Raw genomic sequence first — 24,691 nt, 5'->3', positions numbered from 1 at the left:
CCGGCCTTTTTGCTGCTTTCTTTAATTGCTGCGTTGCGAGGACCTGCTTTGTTCATCTTCCCTTCAGGGTGAAAAGCGCCTTTGAATGCGGTTTAAACCGGCTGTTTTCCCATAGGCAGGGGGAGCCGGAGGGCGACGGAAAAGACATGTTGGATCTTGCAATCGTAGGCGGCGGCCCGGGCGGGCTGATGAGCGCCTGGTATCTGAAGAAAAAGCTCGGCGATCTCTGCCGCGTCACCATCTACGAGGCGTCCGACCGTGTCGGAGGCAAGATCGTCTCGCGTAAATTCGATTCCGCGCCGGCGATGTATGAGGCGGGTGTAGCCGAAATCTACGATTATTCGATGACCGGCCCGGATCCCCTACGGGAACTGATCCAGCATTTCGGCCTGCAGACCATCCCGATGGACGCCGAGCAGGTGCACCTCGACGGCGAACTGCTCGAGGACGTTCCCGGCATGCGGCGCAAATACGGCGCGAAAACCGCTGCGGCGATCGAAGCGTTCCGCAAGCGTTGCGCCGACCTGGTGTCGCCGATCGAGTATTACGAGGGCGTCGGCGCCCACGACAACGAGCACCCCTGGGCCTACATGACCTGCGAGGAAGTGCTCGACAAGGAAGTCGAAGATCCCACCGCCAAGCGCTTTTTGAAGGTGATGGCGCGCTCCGATATCGCGACCGAGAGCCACAATACCAACGGCCTGAACGCGCTGAAGAACTTCGTGATGGATATCGAGGGCTACATCGGCCTGTATTCGATCCAGAACGGCAACGAGCAGTTGATCGAGTGCCTGCGCTCGGAAGTCGATGCCGACATCCAGCTCAATCACCGCGTGCTGAAGGTCGGAAAGACCTCCGCCGGCCGCTACCAGCTCAACATGATGAACGGGAAGGGGCCGGAGGTCAGGGATTTCGATCTCGTGCTGATGTGCCTGCCGCATTCCTGGCTCGCCACCATGCGCTGGGATGGCGAAGACCTGCGCAAGTCGATGGTCAAGCACGTCGCCTATTTCGACCGTCCGGCGCATTATTTGCGCGTGTCGATCCTGTTCGACGAGCCGTTTTGGGGCGAGAAGATCCCCGGCGCCTGGTTCATGTCGGAAGCGTTCGGCGGCTGCTGCGTCTACAATGAGGGTGCCCGCCACGACGTCGGCAAGCATGGCGTGCTCAACTGGCTGATCGCAGGCTCCGATGCGCTGGCGTTTGCCAATCTCAGCGACCAGGAACTGATCGACGCCGCGTTGAAGTCGTTGCCGCCGTCCTTCGGCGATGCCCGCGATCATTTCATGGAAGGCAAGATCCATCGCTGGTTGTCGTCGGTGAATGCGCTGCCGGGCGGCCTGCCGGTCCGTGACGTCATGACCAACCATCGCCCCGAGCCGAAAGAGCATCCGGGCATCGTCGTGGTCGGCGACTACCTGTTCGACTCGACGCTGAACGGTCTGCTCGACTCTTCAGACGCCGCGACCGACATCATTCTGACCGAGATGATGCGGCTGCGCCGCGCCCGCGCGCAAGCGGGCGAGGAATCGTCCGACAAGATCGATCGCAGCTATTTCGAGAATTATCGTGGGCTTGGCCCCTACAGCGAAGTCTGGAGCCGGTTTACCGACCCGGCCTATCTGACCGACCTGATCAAGATCGTCTGGAACAGGGCGAAGGGCTACAAGCTGCTCGTTGCGGGCTCCGCCAGCGGCGAACTGGTCGGCGCGCTGCGCGAACGCGGCATCGACGCCTGGGGCATCGAGAACAACAAGGCGATCCACGCCAGGACGCCGAAGGCGCTGCGCAAGTTCAACAAGCTTGGCTCCATCGTTGACATGCCGTTCAAGGACGACGAATTCGACTTCGTGTTCGAGACCAGCCTCTGCCACGTCTCCGAAAAGCAGGTCCCGCGCGCGGTGCGCGAGCTCAACCGCGTCGTGAAGACCGGGCTGGTGTTCGGGTCGGTGACATCGGACATGGCGCCTGCGCTGATCGACCGCTACGACCTCTTGCGCGGCGTGAAGAAGCTCGGGACCTGGTGGGAATGGTCCGAATTGTTCTTCGGCAACGGCTTCGACCTTTCGATGCACCGCCGCGATTGCACCGATGCGGTGTGGGCGGCGACGCTGGCCGCCAACAAGGGGCCGGGGCAGTGGTACGCCGACGCCGACAGCCTGCGCTATTCGTTCTTCGACAAGGTCGAATCGGACGACTGAGGTCCGACCGGTTTGTATTTAGGGGCGACCGGCTCTGACGAATCAGGGCCGGTCGCCCCAAATGTTTGCCGAATTCATCCCGATCGCATAGAATCCTTGCGGTAGCGCTTGCCGCTACCGCGTTCGATTTGCGGTCATGCCGGCCGTGCAGCATCGGTTGGTTTCATGGCGCCCATGCCTCCTTCTTCGGATGATCGGAATCCTGTTCCGGCTGACGATCCGGAGCTCACGAAGAAGCTTATGCTGGAGGCCGTCGCGCCGCCGACCGGTGGCAAGGCTGCGCCTGCCGATGACGCCGACAAGGATGGCAAGGACGACGAGCTGGAGCTCGACGACGATGATGATGACGAGGATCTCGTCGTCTTCACCGCCAAGGAAGCCGCCGGCGCGATGGCGACGATCTACGGCTTCACCAAGCCTTATCTGGGCAACTACAGAAAGCTGCTCGCCTTTGTGACCTTCGGCGTTCTCGTTGAGACGCTGTTCAACGTCATCATGCCGCTCAGCCTCAAATTCCTGATCGACGACGCGCTCGGCGAAGAGGACTTCCAGGCGCTCTACAAGATCCTCGGCGTGCTCGCGGTCGCCGGAATAATCACCTCGATCATTGCGGTTTGGTATGAGCGCTGGGATGCGCGGCTGGCGGCAGGCGTCATCGCCGACGTGCGGACGCGGCTGTTCGAACACGTCCAGAACCTGCCGTCGTCATATTTCGCCCGCACCAAGCGCGGCGAGATACTCTCGCGCTTCTCGATCGACCTCGCGGCCTATGAAAGCTCGGTCAAAACCTTCGCCAACAGCGCGGCACTGCCATTCCTGGAACTGATCGCCGGCATCATCCTGATGCTGTTCCTGAACTGGCAGCTTGCGGCGGTGGCGCTCTTGGTGTTCCCGATCACGCTGATCGGGCCACGAATCCTGACGCCGAAGGCAGTACAGGCGAATTACGAGCAAAAGCTCAATGAAGCGGCGCTGCTCGGCACGGTGCAGGAAAATGTCGCGGCGCAGGCGGTCATCAAGGCATTCAGCCTGCAGCGCCGCACGCTCGGCTGGTTCACCATGCGCAACCAGGATGTGCGCATCAAGACGGCGTCCGCCGTCTTCCTCTCCACCATGGTGGAGCGCACCGTCACCATTTCAGTATTGCTGCTGCACCTCGTCGTGCTGGCGATCGGCGCCTATCTCGCCACCAAGGGCCAGATCACCATCGGCACTTTCGTCACCTTCGAGAGCGCGTTCTGGGAGGTGTCCTATAACATCGCCCATCTGATGCATTTCATTCCGGTGTCGATCCAGTCGGCGGCGGCGGTGCGGCATATGCAGGAACTGCTCGACGAGCCGACGCGCGGCGCCGATCGCCCGGGCGCGCCCGATCTGCCGCGCATCACCAACGACATCAGCTTCGAGCGCGTCACCTTCGCCTATGAAGGCAGCGAGACGCCGGTGCTCGACAATTTCAGCCTCAAGCTCAATGTCGGCAAGCGCATTGCGATCGTCGGTCCCAGCGGCTCGGGCAAGAGCACGCTGCTCAACCTGATCCTGCGGCTTTACACGCCGGACGAGGGGAGGGTGGCGATCGACGGCGTCGATATCCGCCGCGTGACCCGCGAATCCCTGCGCAGCGGTATGGCCATCGTGTTCCAGGAGAACATGCTGTTCAACATGACGATCCGGGAGAACATCCGGCTCGGCAAGGAAGGCGCCAGCGACGAGGAGGTCGAGGAAGCCGCGCGCAAGGCCGAGATCCACAGCTACATCATGAGCCTGCCGCAGAAATACGACACGCCGGTCGGCGAGCGCGGCGATACGCTGTCGGGCGGCCAGCGCCAGCGTATCGCGATCGCGCGCGCTATCATCCGCAATCCCTCGCTGTTGCTGCTCGATGAAGCGACGTCGGCGCTCGACCAGACCACGGAAGCGGCGATCAACCGCACGCTGCTCAACGTGGCCGAGGGGCGCACCATGATCTGGTCGACCCACCGCCTGACGTCGGTGGTCGAGATGGACGAGATCATCGTGATTTCAGGCGGCAGGGCGATCGAGCGCGGCTCGCATGCGCAATTGCTCGCGGCCAATGGCGTCTATCGCAAACTCTGGGACGACCAGGGCCACACGCCGCACAACGCCGCCTCTCAGGCCGACGACGACAATGAAGACGATGACGACGATGAGGATGACGACGAGGAGTGAGCAGGGCGGTTTGAGTCCGCACTGATCCCGTTGCGCATCCGCCGCAACGCGCCTTCGCCGAACCACGCCAGGAAGCGCGCCCAGCGCTGGGCCCGCCAGTAGAGCCCGTTCTCGATCGTGACCTTGCGGAAGCTGATCGCTTTTCCCATCGACCAGGCGTCGCAGGCCTGCTTGACCGGATCGTCGTAAAAGGAAGCGATCTTGGCTTCGCTCATGCCTTCGCTGGCAAGCCAGGCGGGGATGTGCACGTTACAGAGCTGCGCGACGTCGGTGAACACCTTGTCGGTACCGGTGCCGGTGACCGGGCAGGTGGCCGCAAAGGCGTCGCCGATCAGAACGATGCCGGGTTGGCGATAGCCGGTCGAAACATAGACATCGGCCGGGCGGATCTTGACGTCGCCGGCAACGGCGTATTCGCCGGTGATCCGGCGCAGCCTCGGCAGCGCCGCGTTCATGGTCTCGACCGGCCTGTGCCGCATCTCGCGCAGCCAGGGGTCGTCGACCTCGCGGTAGACGAAAAGGTTGGCCCGCATCCGCTTTCCGACCGGGAACAGCGTCACATAGGCGACGCGCTCCTTCGTCCGTTCCGAAAAATAGGTCAGGGCGGGAAATTCGAAGGCCGGGCGGCCGACCGGCACGAGGTCGAACCCGATCGAGATCGAATGGCTGGCGCTGATCACCTGGCGCTCGATGCCGAGATTGCGGCGCAGCCCGACACTCAGTCCGTTGGCCAGCACCACCAGCCGCGCCGAGATGGTTTCGCCATCCGACAGGGTCAGCGTCTGCCGCTCCGCGCTGGTCGCGACATCGGTCACCTTGGCGTAGACGAGTTCGGCGGGGACTGCGATTTCGGCTCTGATAGCGCCGATCAGCGCGTCATACATGATGCCGTATTGGCGGCTTGGCTTCTTGTCGAGGAGATAGCCGAATCGCGCGATCCAGTTTTGCCCGTCATGGGTGGCCGAGCGCAGCACCGAATCGGCGATTCCGGTCTGGTAGAAACGGCCGAGCTGCTCGTCGCCGCTGATTTTTTCGACGCGGAAGTCGAAGGGATAGACCTGATGCGGATCGATCAGGACCGTCGAAATTCCGGCCCGTCCGAGCATGGCGGCCGCGGTCGAGCCGGCTAGGCCGCCCCCGATGATCGCAATGTCGGTATATTTCATAGGGAATCTCGGCCGGGGTGCGACACTTTTGCACCCCGAATGGCAAATAAAAGCTTAGCCGGGCTCCCGGATTCGGAGAGAAATCCAAGGAATATTGTTTCTGGTTGTATCTATCCGGGTAAAAATGCCGACTCGGACCGCACCCGCGAACAGGGCGTTATTGCCTATTTCGGACTTCCCGAATTCATGCGAAGTGCTGAATCCGCAGCCGCCATAGGCATTTCCAGTGTCATGCTTTTGCTTGACTTAGCTATCCACCGCTTATAGAAGACGGCCACTTAACGACAGGCGGTGAGCAACGCCAGCGTCGGAACGGAACACCCTTTCAAATCCTTATGGACTGAGACGGGCACCAACCTCGACGAATGCCGCTCAAACGCTGTCGATTATTGCTAGGCAATGCCAGGACGATTTTAGTTCTCTTGAGCACGTCCTCTTGAGAGTGAACTCGGATGCATGACCTCGGAAGCAGGCCGGACAGCGACCGCTGATCGGCCTTCAATCGCGGTCCTCTGTGGCGTCGAAGCGCTTTCCGCTCAGCGATGAGTGGTTGGCGCGATTTCGTTTTGCGTGAATGTTTCTTCGCGCAAGGCGGGCCGAACGGAACGGCTAGTTCCGAGAAGAATTTGCGAAAGCCGTTCAAGGTTTCGCGCGAACTAAAGGGTGAAGGCTACATGCCGACGATCAACCAGCTGATCGCAAATCCGCGTACGGTACAGAAGTCGCGCAAGAAGGTGCCGGCGCTGCAGCAGTCGCCGCAGAAGCGCGGCGTTTGCACGCGCGTCTACACCACGACCCCGAAGAAGCCGAACTCGGCGCTTCGTAAGGTCGCCAAGGTGCGCCTGACCAACGGCTTCGAGGTGATCGGCTACATCCCGGGTGAAGGCCATAACCTTCAGGAGCACTCGGTGGTCATGATCCGCGGCGGCCGCGTCAAGGACTTGCCCGGCGTTCGCTACCACATCCTCCGCGGCGTCCTCGATACCCAGGGCGTCAAGAACCGTAAGCAGCGTCGTTCGAAGTACGGCGCGAAGCGTCCGAAGTAAGCGGGAACAGATACGATGTCTCGTCGCCATTCTGCCGAAAAGCGTGAAGTCAACCCGGATCCGAAGTTCGGGAACGTCATCATTACGAAGTTCATGAATTCGATCATGTACGACGGCAAGAAGTCCGCCGCCGAAAACATTGTCTATGGCGCGCTCGCCATGATCGAGGCCAAGACCAAGCAGGGACCGCTCACCGTATTCGAGCAGGCGCTGGAAAACGTCATGCCGACCATCGAAGTGCGGTCGCGCCGCGTCGGTGGCGCCACCTACCAGGTGCCGGTCGAGGTTCGTTCGGTTCGCCGTCAGGCGCTGGGCATTCGCTGGCTGATCACCGCGGCGCGCGAGCGTAACGAAAAGACGATGACGGAGCGACTCTCGGCCGAGCTGCTCGACGCGTCGAACAACCGGGGGAACGCTGTCAAGAAGCGTGAAGACGTGCACCGGATGGCGGAAGCCAACCGCGCCTTCTCGCATTATCGCTGGTAACGGCGAAGAACGGATTTAAGGAACAGCCCATGCCCCGCCAACATGCCATCGAGGACTACCGCAACTTCGGTATCATGGCGCATATCGACGCCGGCAAGACCACGACCACCGAGCGCATCCTCTATTACACCGGCAAGAGCCACAAGATCGGCGAAGTGCACGAAGGTGCCGCGACGATGGACTGGATGGAGCAGGAGCAGGAGCGTGGCATCACGATCACCTCGGCCGCGACCACCGCGTTCTGGAACGGCAAGCGCCTGAACATCATCGACACGCCCGGCCACGTCGACTTCACCATCGAAGTCGAGCGTTCGCTTCGCGTGCTCGACGGCGCCGTATGCGTGCTCGACTCCAACCAGGGCGTCGAGCCGCAGACCGAAACCGTCTGGCGTCAGGGCGACAAGTACAAGGTTCCGCGCATCGTCTTCGCCAACAAGATGGACAAGACCGGCGCCGACTTCTTCAAGTGTCTCGCCGACATCGTCGATCGCCTCGGCGCCAAGCCGATCGCGATCCAGCTTCCGATCGGCGCGGAGAACAATTTCAAGGGTCTCGTCGATCTCGTGAAGATGCAGGGCATCATCTGGAACGATGAATCGCTCGGCGCCAAGTTCGACTATGTCGACATCCCGGCCGACCTCGTCGACCAGGCCAAGGAATACCGCGAGAAGATGGTGGAAGCCGCCGTCGAGCTCGATGACGACGCTCTGGCCGCGTTCCTCGACGGCAAGGAGCCGGATGAAGCGACGCTGAAGCGGCTGATCCGTAAAGCGGTGCTGACCGGCGCATTCTATCCCGTGCTCTGCGGCTCCGCGTTCAAGAACAAGGGCGTGCAGCCGCTGCTCGACGCCGTCGTCGACTATCTGCCGTCGCCGCTCGACGTGCCCGCGATCAAGGGCACCGACGACAAGGGCAACGAAGTCGTCCGCAGGGCGGACGACAAGGAGCCGCTGTCGCTGCTCGCGTTCAAGATCATGGACGACCCCTTCGTCGGCACCATCACCTTCTGCCGCATCTATTCGGGCATCCTGGCGTCGGGTACCGGCGTCGTGAACTCGACCCGGGAGAAGAAGGAACGCATCGGCCGCATGCTGTTGATGCATGCGAACAACCGCGAAGACATCAAGGAAGCCTATGCCGGCGACATCGTCGCGCTGGCGGGTCTGAAGGAAGCGCGCACCGGTGACACGCTGTGCGATGCCAACAACCAGGTCATCCTCGAAAAGATGGAATTCCCGGAGCCGGTGATCGAGATCGCGATCGAGCCGAAGTCGAAGGCCGACCAGGAAAAGCTGGGCGTGGCGCTGGCCAAGCTCGCCGCGGAGGATCCGTCCTTCCGCGTGTCGACCGACCACGAGTCCGGCCAGACCATCCTCAAGGGCATGGGCGAACTCCATCTCGACATCAAGGTCGACATCCTCAAGCGCACCTACAAGGTCGACGCCAATATCGGCGCGCCGCAGGTGGCGTTCCGCGAGCGTGTTACCAAGCGCGTCGAGCACAGCTACACCCACAAGAAGCAGACCGGCGGTACCGGTCAGTTCGCGGCCGTGACCATCATCGTCGAGCCGAACGAGCCGGGTAAGGGCTACGAGTTCGAATCCAAGATCGTCGGCGGCGCGGTGCCGAAGGAATACATCCCCGGCGTCGAAAAGGGTCTCGAGAGCGTGCTGTCCTCGGGCGTGGTCGCCGGCTTCCCGGTGGTCGACGTCAAGGTCCAGCTCATCGACGGTAAGTTCCACGACGTCGACTCGTCGGCGCTGGCCTTCGAAATCGCCACGCGCGCCTGCTTCCGCGAGGCGCTGCAGATGGGCAAGTCCGTTCTGCTCGAGCCGATCATGAAGGTCGAAGTGGTGACCCCGGAAGACTATACTGGTTCGGTCATCGGCGACCTGAACTCCCGGCGCGGCCAGATCCAGGGCCAGGACATGCGCGGCAACGCCAACGTCATCAACGCCATGGTGCCGCTGATGAACATGTTCGGGTACGTGAATAACCTGCGCTCGATGAGCCAGGGACGCGCGACCTTTACGATGCAATTCGATCACTACGCTGAAGCGCCGGCGAACGTGTCGGCAGAAGTCCAGAAGAAGTTTGCCTGATTGTCGTTGGTTGCAAGCTAACGACTGAACGGAGAGTCAAATGGCCAAAGCAAAGTTTGAACGTACTAAACCGCACTGCAACATCGGAACCATCGGTCACGTCGACCATGGCAAGACCTCGCTGACCGCAGCGATCACCAAGGTGCTGGCTGAAACCGGCGGTGCAACGTTCACGGCGTACGACCAGATCGACAAGGCGCCGGAAGAGAAGGCGCGCGGCATCACCATCTCGACCGCTCACGTCGAGTATGAGACGAAGAATCGGCACTACGCCCACGTCGACTGCCCCGGCCACGCCGACTACGTGAAGAACATGATCACCGGCGCCGCCCAGATGGACGGTGCGATCCTGGTCGTGTCGGCCGCCGACGGCCCGATGCCGCAGACCCGCGAGCACATCCTGCTCGCCCGTCAGGTCGGCGTGCCCGCGCTCGTCGTGTTCCTGAACAAGTGCGACATGGTCGACGATCCGGAACTGCTTGAGCTGGTCGAACTCGAAGTCCGCGAGCTGCTCTCGAAGTACGAATTCCCGGGCGACAAGATCCCGATCATCAAGGGCTCGGCGCTCGCCGCCCTCGAAGACAAGGACAAGAAGCTCGGCCACGACGCCATCCTCGAGCTGATGCGCAATGTCGACGAGTATATTCCGCAGCCGGAGCGTCCGGTTGACCAGCCGTTCCTGATGCCGGTGGAAGACGTGTTCTCGATCTCGGGCCGCGGCACCGTCGTCACCGGCCGTGTCGAGCGCGGCATCATCAAGGTCGGCGAGGAAATCGAAATCGTCGGTCTGCGCGACACCCAGAAGACCATCGTCACGGGCGTCGAAATGTTCCGCAAGCTGCTCGATCAGGGCCAGGCCGGCGACAACATCGGCGCGCTGCTCCGCGGCACCAAGCGCGAGGAAGTCGAGCGTGGCCAGGTGCTGGCGAAGCCGGGTTCGGTCAAGCCGCACACCAAGTTCAAGGCTGAGGCCTACATCCTGACTAAGGAAGAGGGCGGTCGTCACACTCCGTTCTTCACCAACTACCGGCCCCAGTTCTACTTCCGCACCACCGACGTGACCGGCGTCGTGCACCTGCCCGAAGGCACCGAAATGGTGATGCCGGGCGACAACATCGCGATGGAAGTGCACCTGATCGTGCCGATCGCGATGGAAGAAAAGCTGCGCTTCGCCATCCGCGAAGGCGGCCGCACCGTCGGCGCCGGCGTCGTCGCCGCCATCATCGAGTAAGCGAGCGAACAGGAATAGCGAGTAGCGAATAGATCATTCGCTACTCGCACCACTCGCCAATACGACGACAAAGAAAGACAACGGCAATGAACGGCCAAAATATTCGCATCCGTCTCAAGGCGTTCGACCATCGAATCCTCGATACGTCGACCCGGGAGATCGTGAACACGGCGAAACGTACCGGTGCCCAGGTTCGCGGACCCATTCCGCTGCCCACTCGCATCGAGAAGTTCACCGTCAACCGTTCGCCGCACGTCGACAAGAAGAGCCGCGAGCAATTCGAGATGCGCACCCACAAGCGCCTTCTCGACATTGTCGACCCGACCCCGCAGACCGTCGATGCTTTGATGAAGCTCGACCTGGCCGCCGGTGTCGACGTCGAGATCAAGCTCTAAGATTTTCAGGATCGTCCGACGTTAGCGGACAGAAAGAACAGGAAGCACGCCGATGCGCTCCGGAGTGATCGCACAAAAGGTCGGGATGACGCGGGTCTTTACGGAGACCGGCGAACATATCCCCGTGACCGTGCTCAAGCTGGGCAACTGCCAGGTGCTGGGCCATCGCACCACCGAAAAGAACGGCTACGTCGCGCTGCAGCTTGGCGCCGGCACCCGCAAGACCGTCTATCTGCCGAAGGCAGAGCGCGGCCAGTTTGCGGTTGCCAAGGTCGAGCCGAAGCGGAAGGTTACCGAGTTCCGCGTGTCGGAAGATGCGCTGATCCCGGTCGGCGCCGAGATCCAGGCGGACCACTTCGTGGTCGGCCAGTTCGTCGACGTTACCGGCACCTCGGTCGGTAAGGGGTTTGCCGGCGGCATGAAGCGCTGGAATTTCGGCGGTCTGCGCGCCACCCACGGCGTGTCGATCTCGCACCGTTCGATCGGTTCGACCGGCGGACGTCAGGACCCCGGCAAGACCTTCAAGAACAAGAAGATGCCCGGTCACATGGGTGTCGATCGCATCACCACGCTCAACCTGCGTGTGGTGCAGACCGACGTCGAGCGCGGCCTGATCCTCGTCGAAGGCGCCGTTCCCGGCTCCAAGGGCGGCTGGATCTCGGTGCGCGACGCCGTCAAGAAGCCGTTGCCGAAGGAAGCGCCGAAGCCCGGCAAGTTCAAGGTCGCCGGCGGCGAGCAGGCTGCTCCGGCCGAGCAGGAGGGCGCGTGAGATGGAACTGAAAGTCACGACCCTCGAAGGTAAGGAAGCCGGATCGGTCCAGCTCTCGGACGCGATCTTCGGTCTCGAACCGCGCGTCGACATCATCCAGCGTTGCGTGCAATGGCAGCTCAACAAGCGCCAGGCCGGAACGCACAAGACGCAGGGCCGCGCCGACGTCTGGCGCACCGGCAAGAAGATGTACAAGCAGAAGGGCACCGGCGGCGCCCGTCACGGCTCGGCCCGCGTGCCGCAGTTCCGCGGCGGTGGCCGTGCGTTCGGTCCGGTGGTCCGCTCGCACGCGACCGACCTGCCGAAGAAGGTGCGGGCGCTCGCGCTCAAGCATGCTCTGTCGGCGAAGGCCAAGGACGGCGGCCTGATCGTGATCGACAATGCGCAGGTCAAAGATGCCAAGACCAAGGCGCTGGTCGGCCACTTCTCCGGCCTTGGGCTCACCAATGCGCTGATCATCGACGGCGCCGAGCTCAACACCGGTTTCGCGACCGCTGCGCGCAACATTCCGAATATCGACGTGCTGCCGATCCAGGGCATCAACGTCTACGACATTCTGCGCCGTCAGAAGCTCGTGCTGACGAAGGCGGCAGTGGATGCGCTGGAGGCGCGCTTCAAATGAAGAATATCGATCCGCGCCATTACGACGTGATCGTCGCGCCCGTCGTCACCGAAAAGGCGACGGTTGCGTCCGAGCACAACAAGGTCGTGTTCAAGGTCGCCAACAAGGCGACCAAGCCGCAAATCAAGGAAGCCGTCGAAAAGCTGTTCGACGTCAAGGTGAAGAGCGTGAACACGCTGGTCCGCAAGGGCAAGACCAAGGTGTTCCGCGGCAATTTCGGTTCGCAGTCGGACGTGAAGCGGGCGGTCGTGACCCTCGAAGAGGGCCACCGCATCGACGTCACCACCGGACTATAAGGCGACACAGCGATGGCATTGAAAACATACAATCCGACGACGCCGGGCCAGCGCCAGCTGGTGATGGTCGACCGTTCGGCGCTCTACAAGGGCAAGCCGGTGAAGGCGCTGACCGAGGGCAAGCTCGGCAATGGCGGCCGCAACAACACCGGCCGCATCACCGTGCGTTTCCGCGGCGGCGGCCACAAGAAGGCCTACCGCATCGTCGACTTCAAGCGGAACAAGGTTGACGTTCCCGCCGTCGTCGAGCGGCTGGAATACGATCCGAACCGCACCGCGTTCATTGCGCTGATCAAGTATCAGGACGGCGAGCAGGCCTACATCCTGGCGCCGCAGCGTCTGGCCGTGGGCGACACCGTCGTCGCCGGCAGCCATGTCGACGTGAAGCCGGGCAATGTCATGCCGCTCGGCAACATGCCGGTCGGCACCATCATCCACAACATCGAGATGAAGATCGGGAAGGGCGGCCAGATCGCGCGTTCGGCCGGCACCTACGCCCAGATCGTCGGTCGCGACCAGGACTACGTCATTCTGCGCCTGAACTCGGGCGAACAGCGCCTAGTGCACGGCCGTTGCCGCGGCACTATCGGTGCGGTGTCGAACCCCGACCACATGAACATCTCGATCGGCAAGGCCGGCCGCACCCGCTGGCTCGGCTGGCGCCCGCATAACCGCGGCGTCGTCATGAACCCGATCGATCACCCGCACGGCGGCGGCGAAGGCCGCACCTCGGGCGGCCGCCACCCGGTTACCCCGTGGGGCAAGCCGACCAAGGGCAAGAAGACCCGGTCGAACAAGTCGACCAACCGATTCATCCTCCTAAGCCGCCACAAGCGGAAGAAGTAAGGAACGCCGGACATGGTTCGTTCAGTCTGGAAAGGCCCGTTCGTCGAGGCGTCGCTGCTCAAGAAGGCAGATGCGGCGCGTGCGTCCGGCCGACACGACGTCATCAAGATCTGGAGCCGCCGCTCGACCATCCTGCCGCAGTTCGTCGGCCTGACGTTCGGCGTCTACAACGGCCAGAAGCATGTGCCGGTCTCGGTCAACGAGGAAATGGTGGGTCACAAGTTCGGCGAGTTCTCGCCGACCCGTACCTTCCATGGCCACTCGGGCGACAAGAAAGCCAAGAAGGCTTGAGGAATAGACGATGAGCAAACCAAAGCGCGAACGTAGCCTCGCGGACAACGAGGCCAAGGCGGTTGCCCGGATGCTGCGCGTCAGCCCGCAGAAGCTCAACCTGGTCGCGCAGCTGATCCGCGGCCGGAAGGCTTCGGCTGCGCTCGCCGACCTGCAGTTCTCGCGCAAGCGGATCGCGGTCGACGTCAAGAAGTGCCTGGAATCGGCGATCGCCAACGCCGAGAACAACCATGACCTCGAAGTCGACGATCTCGTCGTCGCCGAGGCCCATGTCGGCAACGGCATCGTCATGAAGCGTTTTGCGCCGCGCGGCCGTGGCCGTTCGGGCCGTATCTATAAACCGTTCTCGCACCTGACCATCGTGGTTCGTCAGGTCGAGGCCGAGGCAAGCGCTTAAAGCGGCGCGGGAGAATACGATGGGTCAAAAGATCAATCCAATCGGGCTGCGTCTCGGCATCAACCGCACCTGGGATTCGCGCTGGTTCGCCGGCAAGAGCGAATACGGCAAGCTGCTGCATGAAGACGTCAAGATCCGCGAGATCCTGCACAAGGAGCTCAAGCAGGCCGCCGTCGCCCGCATCGTGATCGAGCGTCCGCACAAGAAGTGCCGCGTGACGATCCACTCGGCGCGTCCGGGCGTCGTGATCGGCAAGAAGGGCGCCGACATCGACAAGCTGCGCAAGCGGGTTGCCGACATCACGGCTTCCGACGTCGTCATCAACATCGTCGAAATCCGCAAGCCCGAGCTCGACGCCACCCTGGTCGCTGAATCGATCGCCCAGCAGCTCGAGCGCCGCGTCGCGTTCCGCCGCGCCATGAAGCGGGCGGTGCAGTCGGCGATGCGTCTCGGCGCCGAGGGCATTCGTATCAACTGCTCGGGCCGTCTCGGCGGCGCCGAAATCGCGCGCATGGAGTGGTACCGTGAAGGCCGCGTGCCGCTGCACACGCTGCGCGCCGATGTCGATTACGGCGTGGCGACCGCGTTCACGACGTTTGGCACCTGCGGCGTCAAGGTCTGGATCTTCAAGGGCGAGATCCTCGAGCACGATCCGATGGCCCAGGACAAGAAGATGGCCGAGGGCGACACTGCGCGTCCCCGCCGCGACGCCGCCGCTGCGTGAGACATTAGAGAAGGTTTGAGGGCTTAAAGCCATGATGCAACCAAAGAAAACGAAGTTCCGGAAGGCGCATAAGGGCCGTATCCACGGCGTTGCGACTTCGGGGGCGACGTTGTCGTTCGGCCAGTTCGGCCTGAAGGCGATGGCGCCCGAGCGCATCACCGCCCGCCAGATCGAAGCCGCGCGCCGCGCGCTGACCCGTCACATGAAGCGCGCCGGCCGCGTCTGGATCCGCGTGTTTCCCGACCTGCCGGTGTCGAAGAAGCCCGCCGAAGTCCGCATGGGCTCGGGCAAGGGTACGCCGGAATTGTGGGTGGCGCGGGTCAAGCCGGGCCGCGTGATTTTCGAGATCGACGGCGTCACCGTGCAGACCGCGAAGGAAGCCCTCTCGCTCGCTGCCGCCAAGCTGCCGATCAAGACGCGCTTCGTCGCGCGCATTGCGGAGTAACACTCATGGCCCCGATGAAAGTTGAAGACATCCGCGCGATGAGCGACGACCAGAGGGAGGACGCCGTCCTCAATCTGAAGAAGGAGCGTTTCAACCTGCGTTTCCAGCGCGCCACCGGGCAGCTGGAGAACACCTCGCGGCTGCGTGAAGCCCGCCGCGATATCGCCCGCATCAAGACCATCGCCGCGCAAGCCCGCGCGAAGAAGAAGTAAGAGGCCGGACATGCCGAAACGTACGCTTCAGGGCGTGGTCGTGAGCGACAAGCAAGCCAAGACGGTGGTGGTGCGCGTCGATCGCCGCTTCACCCATCCGATCTACAAGAAGACGATCCGCCGCTCCAAGAACTACCACGCGCACGACGAGAACAACGAGTTCAAGCCGGGCGACATGGTGTGGATCGAGGAAAGCAAGCCGATCTCGAAGTTGAAGCGCTGGACCGTGGTCCGGGGCGAACAGAAGAAAACGGCCTGATAATCTCGGCTTAGCCGAGGGAATTCAGGGAAATTTTTAGCGCGCTAAAGCGCAGAAAGAGGACGAGGTGCATCAATGATTCAGATGCAGACCAACCTCGACGTGGCCGACAATTCAGGCGCACGCCGTGTCATGTGCATCAAGGTGCTGGGGGGCTCCAAGCGCCGCTATGCCACCGTGGGCGACGTTATCGTCGTGTCGATCAAGGAAGCGATTCCGCGCGGCAAGGTGAAGAAGGGCGACGTGATGAAGGCCGTCGTGGTGCGTGTCCGCAAGGACATCCGCCGCGCCGACGGCTCGGTCATCCGTTTCGACCGCAACGCCGCCGTCCTGATCAACAACCAGTCGGAACCCGTCGGCACCCGTATCTTCGGGCCCGTGCCGCGCGAGCTGCGCGCCAAGAACCACATGAAGATCATCTCGCTTGCGCCGGAGGTGCTGTGATGGCTGCCAAGATCCGCAAGGGTGACAAGGTCATCGTGCTGAGCGGCCGCGACAAGGGCCGCACCGGCGAAGTATTCGAGGTCCGCCCCGCCGACAACACGGCGCTGGTGCGCGGCGTCAATCTGGTGAAGCGTCACCAGAAGCAGACCCAGAACCAGGAAGGCGGCATCATCTCCAAGGAGTCGCCGATCCACCTGTCCAACGTCGCCTATGTAGGCAAGGACGGAAAGCCGACCCGCATTGGGTTCAAGATTCAGGCCGATGGCAAGAAGGTACGTGTTGCCAAGAGCTCGGGAGCAGAGATCGATGGCTGATACCGCTTACACGCCGCGCCTGCGCGCGGAGTATGACAAGAGCATTCGTGGCCAGCTGACTGAGAAGTTCGGCTACGCCAACGTCATGCAGGTGCCGCGGCTGGACAAGGTCGTGCTCAACATGGGCGTCGGCGATTCCGTCAACGACCGCAAGAAGGCCGAGACCGCGGCTGCCGAGCTGACCCAGATCGCCGGCCAGAAGGCGATCGTGACCTATTCGCGGATCGCGATCGCGACCTTCAAGCTGCGCGAGAACCAGCCGATCGGCTGCAAGGTCACGCTGCGCAAGGCACGGATGTACGAGTTCATCGATCGCCTGGTGAACGTCGCGCTGCCGCGCGTGCGCGACTTCCGTGGTCTGAACCCGAAGAGCTTCGATGGCCGCGGCAACTACTCGCTCGGCATCAAGGAGCACATCATTTTCCCCGAAATCGATTTCGACAAGGTTTCGGAAGCCCGCGGCATGGACATCACCGTCTGCACCACGGCGAAGACCGACGACGAGGCGAGGGCCTTGTTGACCGCTTTCAATTTCCCGTTCCGGCAGTGAGACGCAGCTAGCCTCTCAAACGCGGAAACCCAGGAGCCAAGCATGGCAAAGAAGAGTTCGATCGAGAAGAACAACCGGCGCAAGCGGATGGCCAAGAACGCCGCACCTGCGCGCGCGAAGCTGAAGGCGATCATCGCCGACAAGACCAAGCCGATGGAAGAGCGGTTTGCGGCGACGCTGAAGCTCGCCCAGTTGCCGCGCAACTCGTCGACGACGCGCATCCGCAACCGCTGCGAACTGACCGGCCGTCCGCGCTCGAACTACCGCAAGAACAAGCTCTCGCGCATCGCGCTGCGTGAACTCGGCTCCAAGGGCCTGGTTCCCGGGCTCGTGAAGTCGAGCTGGTAAGGAGGGTCGTCAAGATGTCAACGCACGATCCAATTTCCGATCTCATCACCCGCATCCGCAACGCGCAGATGCGTTCGAAGTCCAAGGTCTCGACCCCGGGCTCGAAGATGCGCGCCAGCGTGCTCGAAGTGCTGAAGTCCGAGGGCTACATCCGCGGCTACGCCAGCGTCGAACATGCTTCGGGCCGCAGCGAGCTCGAGATCGAGCTGAAATATTTCGACGGCGAGCCCGTCATTCGCGAGATCGAGCGGGTCTCGAAGCCCGGGCGCCGGGTTTACGCCTCGGTGAAGAACCTGCCGCGCGTGAACAACGGTCTCGGCATTTCGGTGTTGTCGACGCCGAAGGGAATCATGGCTGACCACGAAGCGCGCGACGCGAATGTGGGCGGCGAAGTTCTCTTCACGGTGTTCTGAGGAAGGATTTTTAGCCATGTCACGTGTTGGCAAACGGCCTGTGGCGATCCCGTCCGGTGTGACGGCGACCGTCGAGGGGCAGACCGTCAAGGTGAAGGGGCCGAAGGGCCAGCTTCAGTTCGTCGTGCATGACGACGTCGAGGTGAAGTTCGAGAGCGGCGCGGTGAAGGTCGCGCCGAAGTTCAAGACCAACCGCGCCCAGGCCATGTACGGCACCGCGCGCGCGCAGGTCGCGAACCTGGTCGAGGGCGTCACCAAGGGCTTTGAAAAGAAGCTCGAGATCACCGGCGTGGGTTACCGCGCAGCGATGCAGGGCAAGAACCTGCAGCTCGCGCTCGGCTACAGCCACGACGTGGTCTACGCGATCCCGGAAGGCATCACCATCGCGGTGCCGAAGCCGACCGAGATCACGATCACCGGCACCGATTCGCAGCGTGTCGGGCAGGTCGCCGCCGAGATTCGCGCCTACCGTCCGCCGGAGCCCTACAAGGGCAAGGGCGTGAAGTACGCCAACGAATTCATCTTCCGCAAGGAAGGCAAGAAGAAGTAACGGAGCCGGTCATGTCACTCAAGGTCACGAATGCCCGGCGCAAGCAGCGCGTGCGCAACGCGCTGCGCCGGTCGGCCAATGGACGCCCGCGTCTGTCGGTGTTCCGTTCGTCGAAGCACATCTACGCCCAGGTCATCGACGACCTGAAGGGCGAGACGCTCGCTTCTGCCTCGTCGCTGGAAAAGACCATGCGCGAGGCCGGCAACACCGGCGCCAACATCGATGCGGCCAAGGCCGTCGGCAAGCTGCTGGCGGAACGCGCCGTGCAAAAGGGCGTCAAGGAAGTGGTGTTCGATCGCGGTCAGTATCTCTATCACGGGCGCGTCAAGGCGCTCGCCGATGCGGCCCGCGAAAGCGGACTGAGCTTCTAACCAACCGTTTTGAACATTTACGAGGACAGGGGCTTTCTTCCCCTAAAGATTGGAAAACACCATGGCAGGTGAACGCGAACGCGGCGGACGCGAACGGAGCAGGGATCGCGAGGAGCGCGACAGCGAGTTCGTCGACAAGCTCGTCCACATCAATCGCGTGGCGAAGGTCGTCAAGGGCGGCAAGCGCTTCGGCTTTGCGGCGCTGGTCGTGATCGGCGACCAGAAGGGCCGGGTCGGTTTCGGCCACGGCAAGGCGCGCGAAGTGCCCGAGGCGATCCGCAAAGCGACCGAGTCGGCCAAGCGCAACCTGACGCGCGTGGCGCTGCGCGAAGGCCGCACGCTGCATCACGACATCGCCGGCCGTCACGGCGCCGGCCGCGTCTACCTGCGTGCCGCTCCGGCCGGTACCGGCATCATCGCCGGCGGCCCGATGCGCGCGGTGTTCGAGACGCTCGGCATCCAGGACGTGGTGGCGAAGTCGATCGGCTCGTCGAATCCCTACAACATGGTTCGCGCGACCTTCGACGCGCTGAAGCATCAGGATTCGCCGCGTTCGGTGGCGGCCCGCCGCAACATCAAGGTGTCCACGCTGCAGTCGCGCCGCGTCGGCGGCGACGCCGAAGCGGTGGCTGAATAACCGGCGCTTTCAAGCGCTTTTTGGAGTTAAGACGATGGCCAAGGCCGCAAAGACGATCAAGGTCGAGCAGATCGGCAGCGCAATCCGCCGCCACCACTCGCAGCGTTCGACGCTGATCGGCCTCAAGCTCAACAAGATCGGCCGGGTTGCCGAGCTTCAGGATACCCCTGAGGTTCGCGGCATGATCAACAAGGTCCAGCATCTCGTCCGCGTCGTCGGCGAGTAAGCAAGTATAAGGAGAAGGGCGATGAAGCTCAGCGATATCGCCGACAACGCCGGCTCGCGCAAGAAGCGCATGCGCGTCGGCCGTGGCATCGGTTCGGGCAAGGGCAAGACTTCGGGCCGCGGCGGCAAGGGCCAGACCGCGCGTTCGGGCGTGCGCATCAAAGGCTTCGAGGGCGGCCAGATGCCGCTGCATCGTCGCCTGCCGAAGCGCGGCTTCAACAACATCTTCCGGCTCGACTTCGCCGAGATCAACCTCGACCGGCTGCAGGAGGCGATCGATGCCAAGCGGATCGACGCCAAGGACACGGTGACCGCGGAATCGCTGGTCAAGGCCGGCGTGCTGCGCCGCGCCAAGGACGGCGTGCGGCTGCTCGGCCGCGGCGAACTCAAGGCCAAGCTCGCGATCGAGGTGCATGGCGCCTCGAAATCCGCGGTCGCGGCGGTCGAGAAGGCCGGCGGCACGGTGAAGATCCTGGCCCCGGCCAAGAAGGAAGAAGGCGAGGCGGCGTAACATCTGCGTCATCGCCCGTTTTGTCGCGGGCGATCCGCACGATAGAACGATGGACTTATCAAAGCCGAGCACCAAATATTGTCCGGCGTCTGCCGATTGTCCCGGGAAGGGACGTCGGCCTGGGGGACGGCGGGAGAAAGCCTGAACATGGTCTCAGCAGCAGAACAACTTGCGGCAAACCTCAATTTCGGTGCTTTGGCGAAGGCCGACGAACTGAAGAAGCGCATCTGGTTTACGCTGGGTGCGCTGCTTGTTTATCGGCTCGGCACCTATATCCCGCTGCCGGGCATTGATCCCGCGATCTGGGAACAGGTGTTCAAGTCGCAGGCCGGCGGTATTCTCGGCATGTTCAACATGTTCGCCGGCGGCGGCATCAACCGCATGGCGATCTTCGCGCTGAACATCATGCCGTACATCTCGGCATCGATCATCATCCAGCTCCTGACGACGGTTTCGCCCAAGCTCGAAGCCTTGAAGAAGGAAGGCGAAGCCGGCCGCAAGACGCTGAACCAGTATACCCGCTACCTCACGGTGATCCTCGCCACGTTCCAGGCCTATGGCATCGCGATCGGACTGCAGGGCGCCGGCAATGTCGTCAGTGATCCCGGCCCGTTCTTCCTGATTTCCACCACGGTCACGCTGACCGGCGGCACCATGTTCCTGATGTGGCTCGGCGAGCAGATCACCTCGCGCGGCATCGGCAACGGCATTTCGCTGATCATTCTGGCCGGCATCGTCGCCGAGTTGCCGTCGGCGCTCGCCAACATGCTGGAACTGGGACGCCAGGGCGCGCTGTCGACCGCCCTGATCCTGATCGTGATCGTGATGGCGGTCGCTGTGATTGCCTTCATCGTGTTCATGGAGCGCGCGCAGCGCCGTCTCCTGATCCAGTATCCGAAGCGCCAGGTCGGCAACAAGATGTTCGAGGGCCAGTCCTCGCATCTGCCGCTCAAGCTCAACACCTCGGGCGTGATCCCGCCGATCTTCGCCTCGTCGCTGCTGCTGCTGCCGGCCACCGTCGCGAACTTCAATGCCGGCAAGGGACCGGAATGGTTCCAGTGGCTCAACACCCAGCTCAGCCACGGTCGTCCGCTGTTCCTGTTCTGCTATTTGGCGCTGATCGTGTTCTTCGCCTTCTTTTACACCGCGATCGTGTTCAACCCGACCGAGACTGCCGACAATTTGAAGAAGCACGGCGGCTTCATCCCCGGCATCCGTCCGGGCGAGCGCACCGCGGAATATATCGACTACGTGCTGTCGCGGATCACCGTGCTGGGCGCGATCTATCTGGCGATCGTGTGTCTGATTCCCGAAATCCTGATTTCCTATGCCTCGGTGCCGTTCTACTTCGGTGGAACCTCGCTTCTGATCGTCGTCAGCGTGACCATGGATACGGTGGCGCAGGTGCAGGGTTATCTGTTGGCTCACCAGTATGAGGGGCTGATCCGGAAGTCCAAGCTGAGGGGCCGCCGCCGCTGATTTGCGGGTGGTCTGAAATCCGATAACAGGGTGTGCGGGTTTCGCTCACCAAGCCGGGGGGCGAATAGTCATGAGATTGATCCTTTTGGGGCCGCCGGGCTCGGGCAAGGGGACCCAGGCGCTGCGGCTGGTTTCCAAGTACGGCATCGTGCAGCTCTCGACCGGCGAGATGCTCCGCGCCGCGGTTGCCGCCGAAACGCCGATCGGCCTGCAGGCCAAGGACATCATGGCCAATGGTGGCCTCGTCCCGGACGAACTCGTGGTGGGAATCATCTCCGACCGCATCGAGCAGCCCGACGCCAAAAAGGGCTTTATCCTCGATGGCTTTCCGCGCACGGTGCCGCAGGCTGAAGCCCTCGATGAACTCCTGAAGAGGAAGCATCTCAAGCTCGATGCGGTGGTCGAACTCCGCGTCAACGAGAGCGCGCTGCTTGAGCGCGTCGAGAAACGGGCCGAGGAAACCCGTGCGCGCGGCGAGGAGGTCAGGGTCGACGATACGCCGGAAGTGCTGACCAAGCGCCTGGCGCAGTACCGCTCCCTGACCGAGCCCCTGATTCACTACTACTCCGAGCGGCGGAAGCTTCTGACCGTCGACGGCATGATGACCATCGAGCACGTCACCCGGGAGATCAATCGCATCCTGTCCGCGATCGGGGCGGTGGAACCCAAGACGGCGCCGGCCAGGAAGGCCACTGCAGCAGCCAGGAAGACCGCCAGGCCGTCGGGTAAAAAGGCTGCCAAAACGGCCAAAAAGGCCTCCAAAGCGGCCCCAAAGGGCAGGAAAGCGGCGTCCAGGAAGATCGGGAAGGCGGCCCCGGCCAGCCAGCGGCGGGCTGTCGGGAAGGCCAAAAAGGCAGCCCAAAAGACCGTCCGGAAGGTCGCGAAAAAGGTCACGAAAAAGCGAGCTAAGCGATAGAGGCGGTTGACGAAACCGAGTTGAATCCTTTAATAAGCCCCGCATCCAAGTCGGATAGTTTTTGACGATGCCGGGCCCCGAAGCAAATGAGGGGAAGGGCGTCGTGTTCGCGTTTGCGAATACCTGCCCGAGTTAGCAAGAACATAGCCCGGTCCATAGGGGATCGGCGACAGGAGAGAAGTCCGTGGCCCGTATTGCCGGCGTGAATATCCCGACCAACAAGCGCGTTCTGATCGCGCTCCAGTACATCCATGGCATCGGCCAGAAGAACGCGGCCGAGATCATCGAGAAGGTCAAGATCCCCGAGGATCGTCGCGTCAGCCAGCTGAGCGACCAGGAAGTCCTGCAGATCCGCGAAGTGATCGACCGCGACTATCTCGTCGAGGGCGACCTTCGCCGTGAGACCGGCATCAACATCAAGCGGCTGATGGACCTCGGCTGCTATCGCGGCCTGCGTCATCGCCGCGGCCTGCCGGTGCGCGGTCAGCGCACCCACACCAATGCGCGCACGCGCAAGGGCCCGGCCAAGTCGATCGCCGGCAAGAAGAAGTAAGTTTTGCGAATAGCGAATAGGGAGCGGCGAATAGATTCTATTCGCTGCTCACCGTCAGCCACTCGCGTTTTTAGGTGTAGCCGCTGGCAGTACGGCGGCGTTTGAGATCACAGGAAGGTTTTAGGATAATGGGCAAGGAAGCCACCCGCGTACGCCGCCGCGAACGCAAGAACATCGCCTCCGGCATCGCGCACGTGAATTCGTCGTTCAACAACACGACCATCACCATCACCGACGCGCAGGGCAACACCATCGCCTGGTCGTCGGCCGGCACGATGGGCTTCAAGGGCTCGCGCAAGTCGACCCCCTATGCCGCGCAGGTTGCGGCCGAAGACGTTTCCAAGAAGGCGCAGGAACACGGCATGCGCACGCTGGAAGTGGAAGTTGCCGGCCCCGGTTCGGGCCGCGAATCGGCGCTTCGCGCGCTGCAGGCGGCGGGCTTCACCGTGACGTCGATCCGCGACGTGACCACGATCCCGCACAATGGTTGCCGTCCGCGCAAGCGCCGGCGCGTCTGATGTCTGGTCGCGGGCGGTTTTGCTGCTCGCGATTGTTTTTGTAATTTTCCGCGGACTGATCCGCGATCTCCAACGCCAGTGATCTGAAGGCGGATCGACTGGCCGGTCTATTGACCCGAAGGGGTGACAAAGTGACGATCCAGAAAAATTGGCAAGAACTTATTCGACCGAACAAACTGCAGGTAACGCCGGGCTCCGATGCGACCCGGTTTGCCACCGTCGTCGCCGAGCCGCTCGAGCGCGGTTTCGGCCAGACGCTCGGTAACGCGCTGCGCCGCATCCTCCTGTCGTCGCTGCAGGGCGCCGCGGTGCAATCGGTGCACATCGACGGCGTGCTGCACGAGTTCTCCTCGATCGCGGGCGTTCGCGAGGACGTCACCGACATCGTGCTCAACATCAAGGACATCTCGATCAAGATGCAGGGCGAAGGCCCCAAGCGCATGGTCGTGAAGAAGTCGGGTCCGGGCGTCGTCACCGCCGGCGACATCCAGACCGTCGGCGACATCGTGGTGCTCAATCCGGAGCTCCAGCTCTGCACGCTGGACGAGGGCGCTGAAATCCGCATGGAGTTCACCGTTGCCGCCGGCAAGGGCTACGTCGCCGCCGAGCGCAACCGGCCCGAGGATGCGCCGATCGGCCTGATCCCGGTCGACAGCCTGTTCTCGCCCGTGCGCAAGGTCTCCTACAAGGTCGAGAACACCCGCGAGGGCCAGATCCTCGACTACGACAAGCTGACCATGACGATCGAGACCAACGGCGCGATCTCGCCGGAGGACGCGGTGGCCTATGCCGCGCGCATCCTGCAGGATCAGCTCAACGTGTTCGTGAACTTCGAAGAGCCGCGCAAGGAAGTGGCGCAGGAGATCATTCCGGATCTCGCCTTCAACCCGGCGTTCCTCAAGAAAGTCGACGAGCTCGAACTGTCGGTGCGTTCGGCTAACTGCCTGAAGAACGACAACATCGTCTATATCGGCGACCTCGTGCAGAAGAGCGAAGCGGAAATGCTCCGCACCCCGAACTTCGGCCGCAAGTCGCTCAACGAGATCAAGGAAGTGCTGGCCCAGATGGGTCTGCACCTCGGCATGGAAGTGCCGGGCTGGCCGCCGGAGAATATCGACGAGCTCGCCAAGCGCTTCGAGGATCATTACTGATTTTCGTCATTCCGGACGTCGCGAAGCGGCGAT

The 24,691-nt window shown here is 62.6% G+C and carries 33 protein-coding genes; 32 read left to right on the top strand and 1 reads right to left on the bottom strand.

All coding sequences use genetic code 11. From position 1 onward, the window contains the following. Nucleotides 1–146 precede the first annotated feature (146 nt). Both ACH79_RS37035 and ACH79_RS37030 read left to right on the top strand, forming a co-directional pair. Nucleotides 147–2,201 carry an FAD-dependent oxidoreductase gene (locus ACH79_RS37035; RefSeq protein ID WP_161855317.1) on the top strand — a complete coding sequence of 685 codons (2,055 nt, stop codon included), beginning with the start codon at nt 147–149 and terminating at the stop codon, nt 2,199–2,201. Between the two features lie 165 nt (nt 2,202–2,366). Next, complete coding sequence (locus tag ACH79_RS37030; RefSeq protein ID WP_161855316.1) at nt 2,367–4,391, top strand: ABC transporter ATP-binding protein; 2,025 nt, start codon at nt 2,367–2,369, stop codon at nt 4,389–4,391. Here the strand turns inward: ACH79_RS37030 and ACH79_RS37025 are convergent. After that, nucleotides 4,334–5,557: an NAD(P)/FAD-dependent oxidoreductase gene (locus ACH79_RS37025; protein ID WP_161855315.1), complete on the bottom strand. Its 1,224-nt coding sequence runs from the start codon at nt 5,555–5,557 to the stop codon at nt 4,334–4,336. The genes ACH79_RS37030 and ACH79_RS37025 overlap by 58 nt on opposite strands. A 674-nt stretch (nt 5,558–6,231) precedes the next feature. Here ACH79_RS37025 and rpsL point away from each other — a divergent pair. The 30 genes from rpsL (at nt 6,232) to ACH79_RS36875 (ending at nt 24,658) form a co-directional block, all read left to right on the top strand. Beyond that, nucleotides 6,232–6,603, top strand: coding sequence for a 30S ribosomal protein S12 (gene rpsL / locus ACH79_RS37020; protein ID WP_027536823.1), 372 nt, complete (start codon nt 6,232–6,234; stop codon nt 6,601–6,603). Between the two features lie 15 nt (nt 6,604–6,618). Continuing rightward, complete coding sequence (rpsG, locus tag ACH79_RS37015; protein WP_065728814.1) at nt 6,619–7,089, top strand: 30S ribosomal protein S7; 471 nt, start codon at nt 6,619–6,621, stop codon at nt 7,087–7,089. 29 nt (nt 7,090–7,118) lie between these two features. Next, nucleotides 7,119–9,191: an elongation factor G gene (gene fusA / locus ACH79_RS37010; protein WP_161855314.1), complete on the top strand. Its 2,073-nt coding sequence runs from the start codon at nt 7,119–7,121 to the stop codon at nt 9,189–9,191. A 40-nt stretch (nt 9,192–9,231) separates the two neighbouring features. After that, nucleotides 9,232–10,422, top strand: a complete 1,191-nt coding sequence (gene tuf / locus ACH79_RS37005; RefSeq protein WP_161855313.1) for an elongation factor Tu — start codon at nt 9,232–9,234, stop codon at nt 10,420–10,422. Between the two features lie 86 nt (nt 10,423–10,508). Beyond that, complete coding sequence (gene rpsJ / locus ACH79_RS37000; protein ID WP_002712302.1) at nt 10,509–10,817, top strand: 30S ribosomal protein S10; 309 nt, start codon at nt 10,509–10,511, stop codon at nt 10,815–10,817. A 52-nt stretch (nt 10,818–10,869) separates the two neighbouring features. Beyond that, nucleotides 10,870–11,586 (top strand): 50S ribosomal protein L3, encoded by a 717-nt coding sequence (rplC, locus tag ACH79_RS36995; protein ID WP_057858008.1) that lies wholly within the window; start codon nt 10,870–10,872, stop codon nt 11,584–11,586. 1 nt (nt 11,587) lies between these two features. Continuing rightward, complete coding sequence (gene rplD / locus ACH79_RS36990) at nt 11,588–12,208, top strand: 50S ribosomal protein L4 (RefSeq protein WP_057834244.1); 621 nt, start codon at nt 11,588–11,590, stop codon at nt 12,206–12,208. Beyond that, complete coding sequence (locus ACH79_RS36985) at nt 12,205–12,504, top strand: 50S ribosomal protein L23 (protein ID WP_057834245.1); 300 nt, start codon at nt 12,205–12,207, stop codon at nt 12,502–12,504. Before rplD ends, ACH79_RS36985 begins: the two co-directional genes overlap by 4 nt. Nucleotides 12,505–12,516: 12 nt before the next feature. Continuing rightward, entirely contained in the window at nt 12,517–13,350 is an 834-nt protein-coding gene (rplB, locus tag ACH79_RS36980) for a 50S ribosomal protein L2 (RefSeq protein WP_057858010.1), read from the top strand. Between the two features lie 12 nt (nt 13,351–13,362). Next, complete coding sequence (gene rpsS / locus ACH79_RS36975) at nt 13,363–13,641, top strand: 30S ribosomal protein S19 (RefSeq protein WP_024509042.1); 279 nt, start codon at nt 13,363–13,365, stop codon at nt 13,639–13,641. Nucleotides 13,642–13,651: 10 nt separating this feature from the next. Next, complete coding sequence (gene rplV, locus ACH79_RS36970) at nt 13,652–14,038, top strand: 50S ribosomal protein L22 (RefSeq protein ID WP_057834247.1); 387 nt, start codon at nt 13,652–13,654, stop codon at nt 14,036–14,038. A 19-nt stretch (nt 14,039–14,057) separates the two neighbouring features. Continuing rightward, a complete protein-coding gene (gene rpsC, locus ACH79_RS36965; RefSeq protein ID WP_028349053.1) occupies nt 14,058–14,762 on the top strand; it encodes a 30S ribosomal protein S3 in 705 nt (234 codons plus the stop codon). Between the two features lie 31 nt (nt 14,763–14,793). Next, nucleotides 14,794–15,207: a 50S ribosomal protein L16 gene (gene rplP / locus ACH79_RS36960; RefSeq protein ID WP_025588649.1), complete on the top strand. Its 414-nt coding sequence runs from the start codon at nt 14,794–14,796 to the stop codon at nt 15,205–15,207. Nucleotides 15,208–15,212: 5 nt separating this feature from the next. Next, the gene (gene rpmC, locus ACH79_RS36955; protein WP_057834249.1) at nt 15,213–15,419 is read left to right on the top strand and encodes a 50S ribosomal protein L29; all 207 of its coding nucleotides are present in this window, start codon (nt 15,213–15,215) and stop codon (nt 15,417–15,419) included. Nucleotides 15,420–15,429: 10 nt separating this feature from the next. Next, entirely contained in the window at nt 15,430–15,678 is a 249-nt protein-coding gene (rpsQ, locus tag ACH79_RS36950; RefSeq protein ID WP_009797129.1) for a 30S ribosomal protein S17, read from the top strand. A gap of 75 nt (nt 15,679–15,753) precedes the next feature. Continuing rightward, nucleotides 15,754–16,122: a 50S ribosomal protein L14 gene (gene rplN / locus ACH79_RS36945; RefSeq protein WP_011473865.1), complete on the top strand. Its 369-nt coding sequence runs from the start codon at nt 15,754–15,756 to the stop codon at nt 16,120–16,122. After that, nucleotides 16,122–16,436: a 50S ribosomal protein L24 gene (rplX, locus tag ACH79_RS36940; RefSeq protein ID WP_161855312.1), complete on the top strand. Its 315-nt coding sequence runs from the start codon at nt 16,122–16,124 to the stop codon at nt 16,434–16,436. Before rplN ends, rplX begins: the two co-directional genes overlap by 1 nt. Further along, the gene (rplE, locus tag ACH79_RS36935; protein WP_161855311.1) at nt 16,429–16,986 is read left to right on the top strand and encodes a 50S ribosomal protein L5; all 558 of its coding nucleotides are present in this window, start codon (nt 16,429–16,431) and stop codon (nt 16,984–16,986) included. Before rplX ends, rplE begins: the two co-directional genes overlap by 8 nt. A 42-nt stretch (nt 16,987–17,028) precedes the next feature. Further along, a complete protein-coding gene (rpsN, locus tag ACH79_RS36930) occupies nt 17,029–17,334 on the top strand; it encodes a 30S ribosomal protein S14 (RefSeq protein ID WP_065750118.1) in 306 nt (101 codons plus the stop codon). Nucleotides 17,335–17,348: 14 nt separating this feature from the next. Then, nucleotides 17,349–17,747 carry a 30S ribosomal protein S8 gene (gene rpsH, locus ACH79_RS36925; RefSeq protein ID WP_057849119.1) on the top strand — a complete coding sequence of 133 codons (399 nt, stop codon included), beginning with the start codon at nt 17,349–17,351 and terminating at the stop codon, nt 17,745–17,747. A gap of 16 nt (nt 17,748–17,763) precedes the next feature. Further along, entirely contained in the window at nt 17,764–18,297 is a 534-nt protein-coding gene (rplF, locus tag ACH79_RS36920) for a 50S ribosomal protein L6 (protein ID WP_057834253.1), read from the top strand. Nucleotides 18,298–18,308: 11 nt separating this feature from the next. After that, on the top strand, nt 18,309–18,668 hold the full coding sequence (gene rplR, locus ACH79_RS36915) for a 50S ribosomal protein L18 (protein ID WP_065750121.1): 360 nt from the start codon (nt 18,309–18,311) through the stop codon (nt 18,666–18,668). 61 nt (nt 18,669–18,729) lie between these two features. Further along, entirely contained in the window at nt 18,730–19,305 is a 576-nt protein-coding gene (gene rpsE / locus ACH79_RS36910) for a 30S ribosomal protein S5 (protein WP_029081759.1), read from the top strand. Between the two features lie 34 nt (nt 19,306–19,339). Beyond that, on the top strand, nt 19,340–19,531 hold the full coding sequence (rpmD, locus tag ACH79_RS36905) for a 50S ribosomal protein L30 (RefSeq protein WP_057834255.1): 192 nt from the start codon (nt 19,340–19,342) through the stop codon (nt 19,529–19,531). A 21-nt stretch (nt 19,532–19,552) separates the two neighbouring features. After that, on the top strand, nt 19,553–20,041 hold the full coding sequence (rplO, locus tag ACH79_RS36900) for a 50S ribosomal protein L15 (RefSeq protein WP_161855310.1): 489 nt from the start codon (nt 19,553–19,555) through the stop codon (nt 20,039–20,041). A 147-nt stretch (nt 20,042–20,188) separates the two neighbouring features. Further along, nucleotides 20,189–21,520 carry a preprotein translocase subunit SecY gene (secY, locus tag ACH79_RS36895; RefSeq protein ID WP_161855309.1) on the top strand — a complete coding sequence of 444 codons (1,332 nt, stop codon included), beginning with the start codon at nt 20,189–20,191 and terminating at the stop codon, nt 21,518–21,520. Between the two features lie 70 nt (nt 21,521–21,590). Further along, complete coding sequence (locus ACH79_RS36890; protein WP_161855308.1) at nt 21,591–22,436, top strand: adenylate kinase; 846 nt, start codon at nt 21,591–21,593, stop codon at nt 22,434–22,436. A gap of 184 nt (nt 22,437–22,620) precedes the next feature. Continuing rightward, entirely contained in the window at nt 22,621–22,989 is a 369-nt protein-coding gene (gene rpsM, locus ACH79_RS36885) for a 30S ribosomal protein S13 (protein ID WP_161855307.1), read from the top strand. A gap of 128 nt (nt 22,990–23,117) precedes the next feature. Beyond that, nucleotides 23,118–23,507, top strand: a complete 390-nt coding sequence (gene rpsK, locus ACH79_RS36880; RefSeq protein ID WP_006021048.1) for a 30S ribosomal protein S11 — start codon at nt 23,118–23,120, stop codon at nt 23,505–23,507. Nucleotides 23,508–23,617: 110 nt separating this feature from the next. After that, nucleotides 23,618–24,658 carry a DNA-directed RNA polymerase subunit alpha gene (locus tag ACH79_RS36875; RefSeq protein ID WP_187399354.1) on the top strand — a complete coding sequence of 347 codons (1,041 nt, stop codon included), beginning with the start codon at nt 23,618–23,620 and terminating at the stop codon, nt 24,656–24,658. Nucleotides 24,659–24,691: the final 33 nt, after the last annotated feature.

The sequence above is a fragment of the Bradyrhizobium sp. CCBAU 051011 genome (assembly GCF_009930815.1).
GTDB lineage: Bacteria > Pseudomonadota > Alphaproteobacteria > Rhizobiales > Xanthobacteraceae > Bradyrhizobium.
This window is presented reverse-complemented; position numbering and strand designations above follow the sequence as displayed.

Excerpts from the sequence above, each read along its gene's own strand:
- ACH79_RS36890 (WP_161855308.1), top strand. The coding sequence starts at position 21,591 with ATGAGATTGATCCTTTTGGGGCCGCCGGGCTCGGGCAAGGGGACCCAG.
- rpsE (WP_029081759.1), top strand. The coding sequence starts at position 18,730 with ATGGCAGGTGAACGCGAACGCGGCGGACGCGAACGGAGCAGGGATCGC.
- rplN (WP_011473865.1), top strand. The coding sequence starts at position 15,754 with ATGATTCAGATGCAGACCAACCTCGACGTGGCCGACAATTCAGGCGCA.
- rpsG (WP_065728814.1), top strand. The coding sequence starts at position 6,619 with ATGTCTCGTCGCCATTCTGCCGAAAAGCGTGAAGTCAACCCGGATCCG.
- rplV (WP_057834247.1), top strand. The coding sequence starts at position 13,652 with ATGAGCAAACCAAAGCGCGAACGTAGCCTCGCGGACAACGAGGCCAAG.
- ACH79_RS37035 (WP_161855317.1), top strand. The coding sequence starts at position 147 with ATGTTGGATCTTGCAATCGTAGGCGGCGGCCCGGGCGGGCTGATGAGC.
- rpmC (WP_057834249.1), top strand. The coding sequence starts at position 15,213 with ATGGCCCCGATGAAAGTTGAAGACATCCGCGCGATGAGCGACGACCAG.
- rplF (WP_057834253.1), top strand. The coding sequence starts at position 17,764 with ATGTCACGTGTTGGCAAACGGCCTGTGGCGATCCCGTCCGGTGTGACG.
- tuf (WP_161855313.1), top strand. The coding sequence starts at position 9,232 with ATGGCCAAAGCAAAGTTTGAACGTACTAAACCGCACTGCAACATCGGA.
- secY (WP_161855309.1), top strand. The coding sequence starts at position 20,189 with ATGGTCTCAGCAGCAGAACAACTTGCGGCAAACCTCAATTTCGGTGCT.
- rplR (WP_065750121.1), top strand. The coding sequence starts at position 18,309 with ATGTCACTCAAGGTCACGAATGCCCGGCGCAAGCAGCGCGTGCGCAAC.
- ACH79_RS36985 (WP_057834245.1), top strand. The coding sequence starts at position 12,205 with ATGAAGAATATCGATCCGCGCCATTACGACGTGATCGTCGCGCCCGTC.
- rpsS (WP_024509042.1), top strand. The coding sequence starts at position 13,363 with ATGGTTCGTTCAGTCTGGAAAGGCCCGTTCGTCGAGGCGTCGCTGCTC.
- rplC (WP_057858008.1), top strand. The coding sequence starts at position 10,870 with ATGCGCTCCGGAGTGATCGCACAAAAGGTCGGGATGACGCGGGTCTTT.
- rplX (WP_161855312.1), top strand. The coding sequence starts at position 16,122 with ATGGCTGCCAAGATCCGCAAGGGTGACAAGGTCATCGTGCTGAGCGGC.
- rplO (WP_161855310.1), top strand. The coding sequence starts at position 19,553 with ATGAAGCTCAGCGATATCGCCGACAACGCCGGCTCGCGCAAGAAGCGC.
- rpsN (WP_065750118.1), top strand. The coding sequence starts at position 17,029 with ATGGCAAAGAAGAGTTCGATCGAGAAGAACAACCGGCGCAAGCGGATG.
- rpsQ (WP_009797129.1), top strand. The coding sequence starts at position 15,430 with ATGCCGAAACGTACGCTTCAGGGCGTGGTCGTGAGCGACAAGCAAGCC.
- rplE (WP_161855311.1), top strand. The coding sequence starts at position 16,429 with ATGGCTGATACCGCTTACACGCCGCGCCTGCGCGCGGAGTATGACAAG.
- rpmD (WP_057834255.1), top strand. The coding sequence starts at position 19,340 with ATGGCCAAGGCCGCAAAGACGATCAAGGTCGAGCAGATCGGCAGCGCA.
- rpsH (WP_057849119.1), top strand. The coding sequence starts at position 17,349 with ATGTCAACGCACGATCCAATTTCCGATCTCATCACCCGCATCCGCAAC.
- rpsC (WP_028349053.1), top strand. The coding sequence starts at position 14,058 with ATGGGTCAAAAGATCAATCCAATCGGGCTGCGTCTCGGCATCAACCGC.
- rpsK (WP_006021048.1), top strand. The coding sequence starts at position 23,118 with ATGGGCAAGGAAGCCACCCGCGTACGCCGCCGCGAACGCAAGAACATC.
- rplB (WP_057858010.1), top strand. The coding sequence starts at position 12,517 with ATGGCATTGAAAACATACAATCCGACGACGCCGGGCCAGCGCCAGCTG.
- rpsL (WP_027536823.1), top strand. The coding sequence starts at position 6,232 with ATGCCGACGATCAACCAGCTGATCGCAAATCCGCGTACGGTACAGAAG.
- rpsJ (WP_002712302.1), top strand. The coding sequence starts at position 10,509 with ATGAACGGCCAAAATATTCGCATCCGTCTCAAGGCGTTCGACCATCGA.
- ACH79_RS37030 (WP_161855316.1), top strand. The coding sequence starts at position 2,367 with ATGGCGCCCATGCCTCCTTCTTCGGATGATCGGAATCCTGTTCCGGCT.
- fusA (WP_161855314.1), top strand. The coding sequence starts at position 7,119 with ATGCCCCGCCAACATGCCATCGAGGACTACCGCAACTTCGGTATCATG.
- ACH79_RS37025 (WP_161855315.1), bottom strand. The coding sequence starts at position 5,557 with ATGAAATATACCGACATTGCGATCATCGGGGGCGGCCTAGCCGGCTCG.
- rplP (WP_025588649.1), top strand. The coding sequence starts at position 14,794 with ATGATGCAACCAAAGAAAACGAAGTTCCGGAAGGCGCATAAGGGCCGT.
- rplD (WP_057834244.1), top strand. The coding sequence starts at position 11,588 with ATGGAACTGAAAGTCACGACCCTCGAAGGTAAGGAAGCCGGATCGGTC.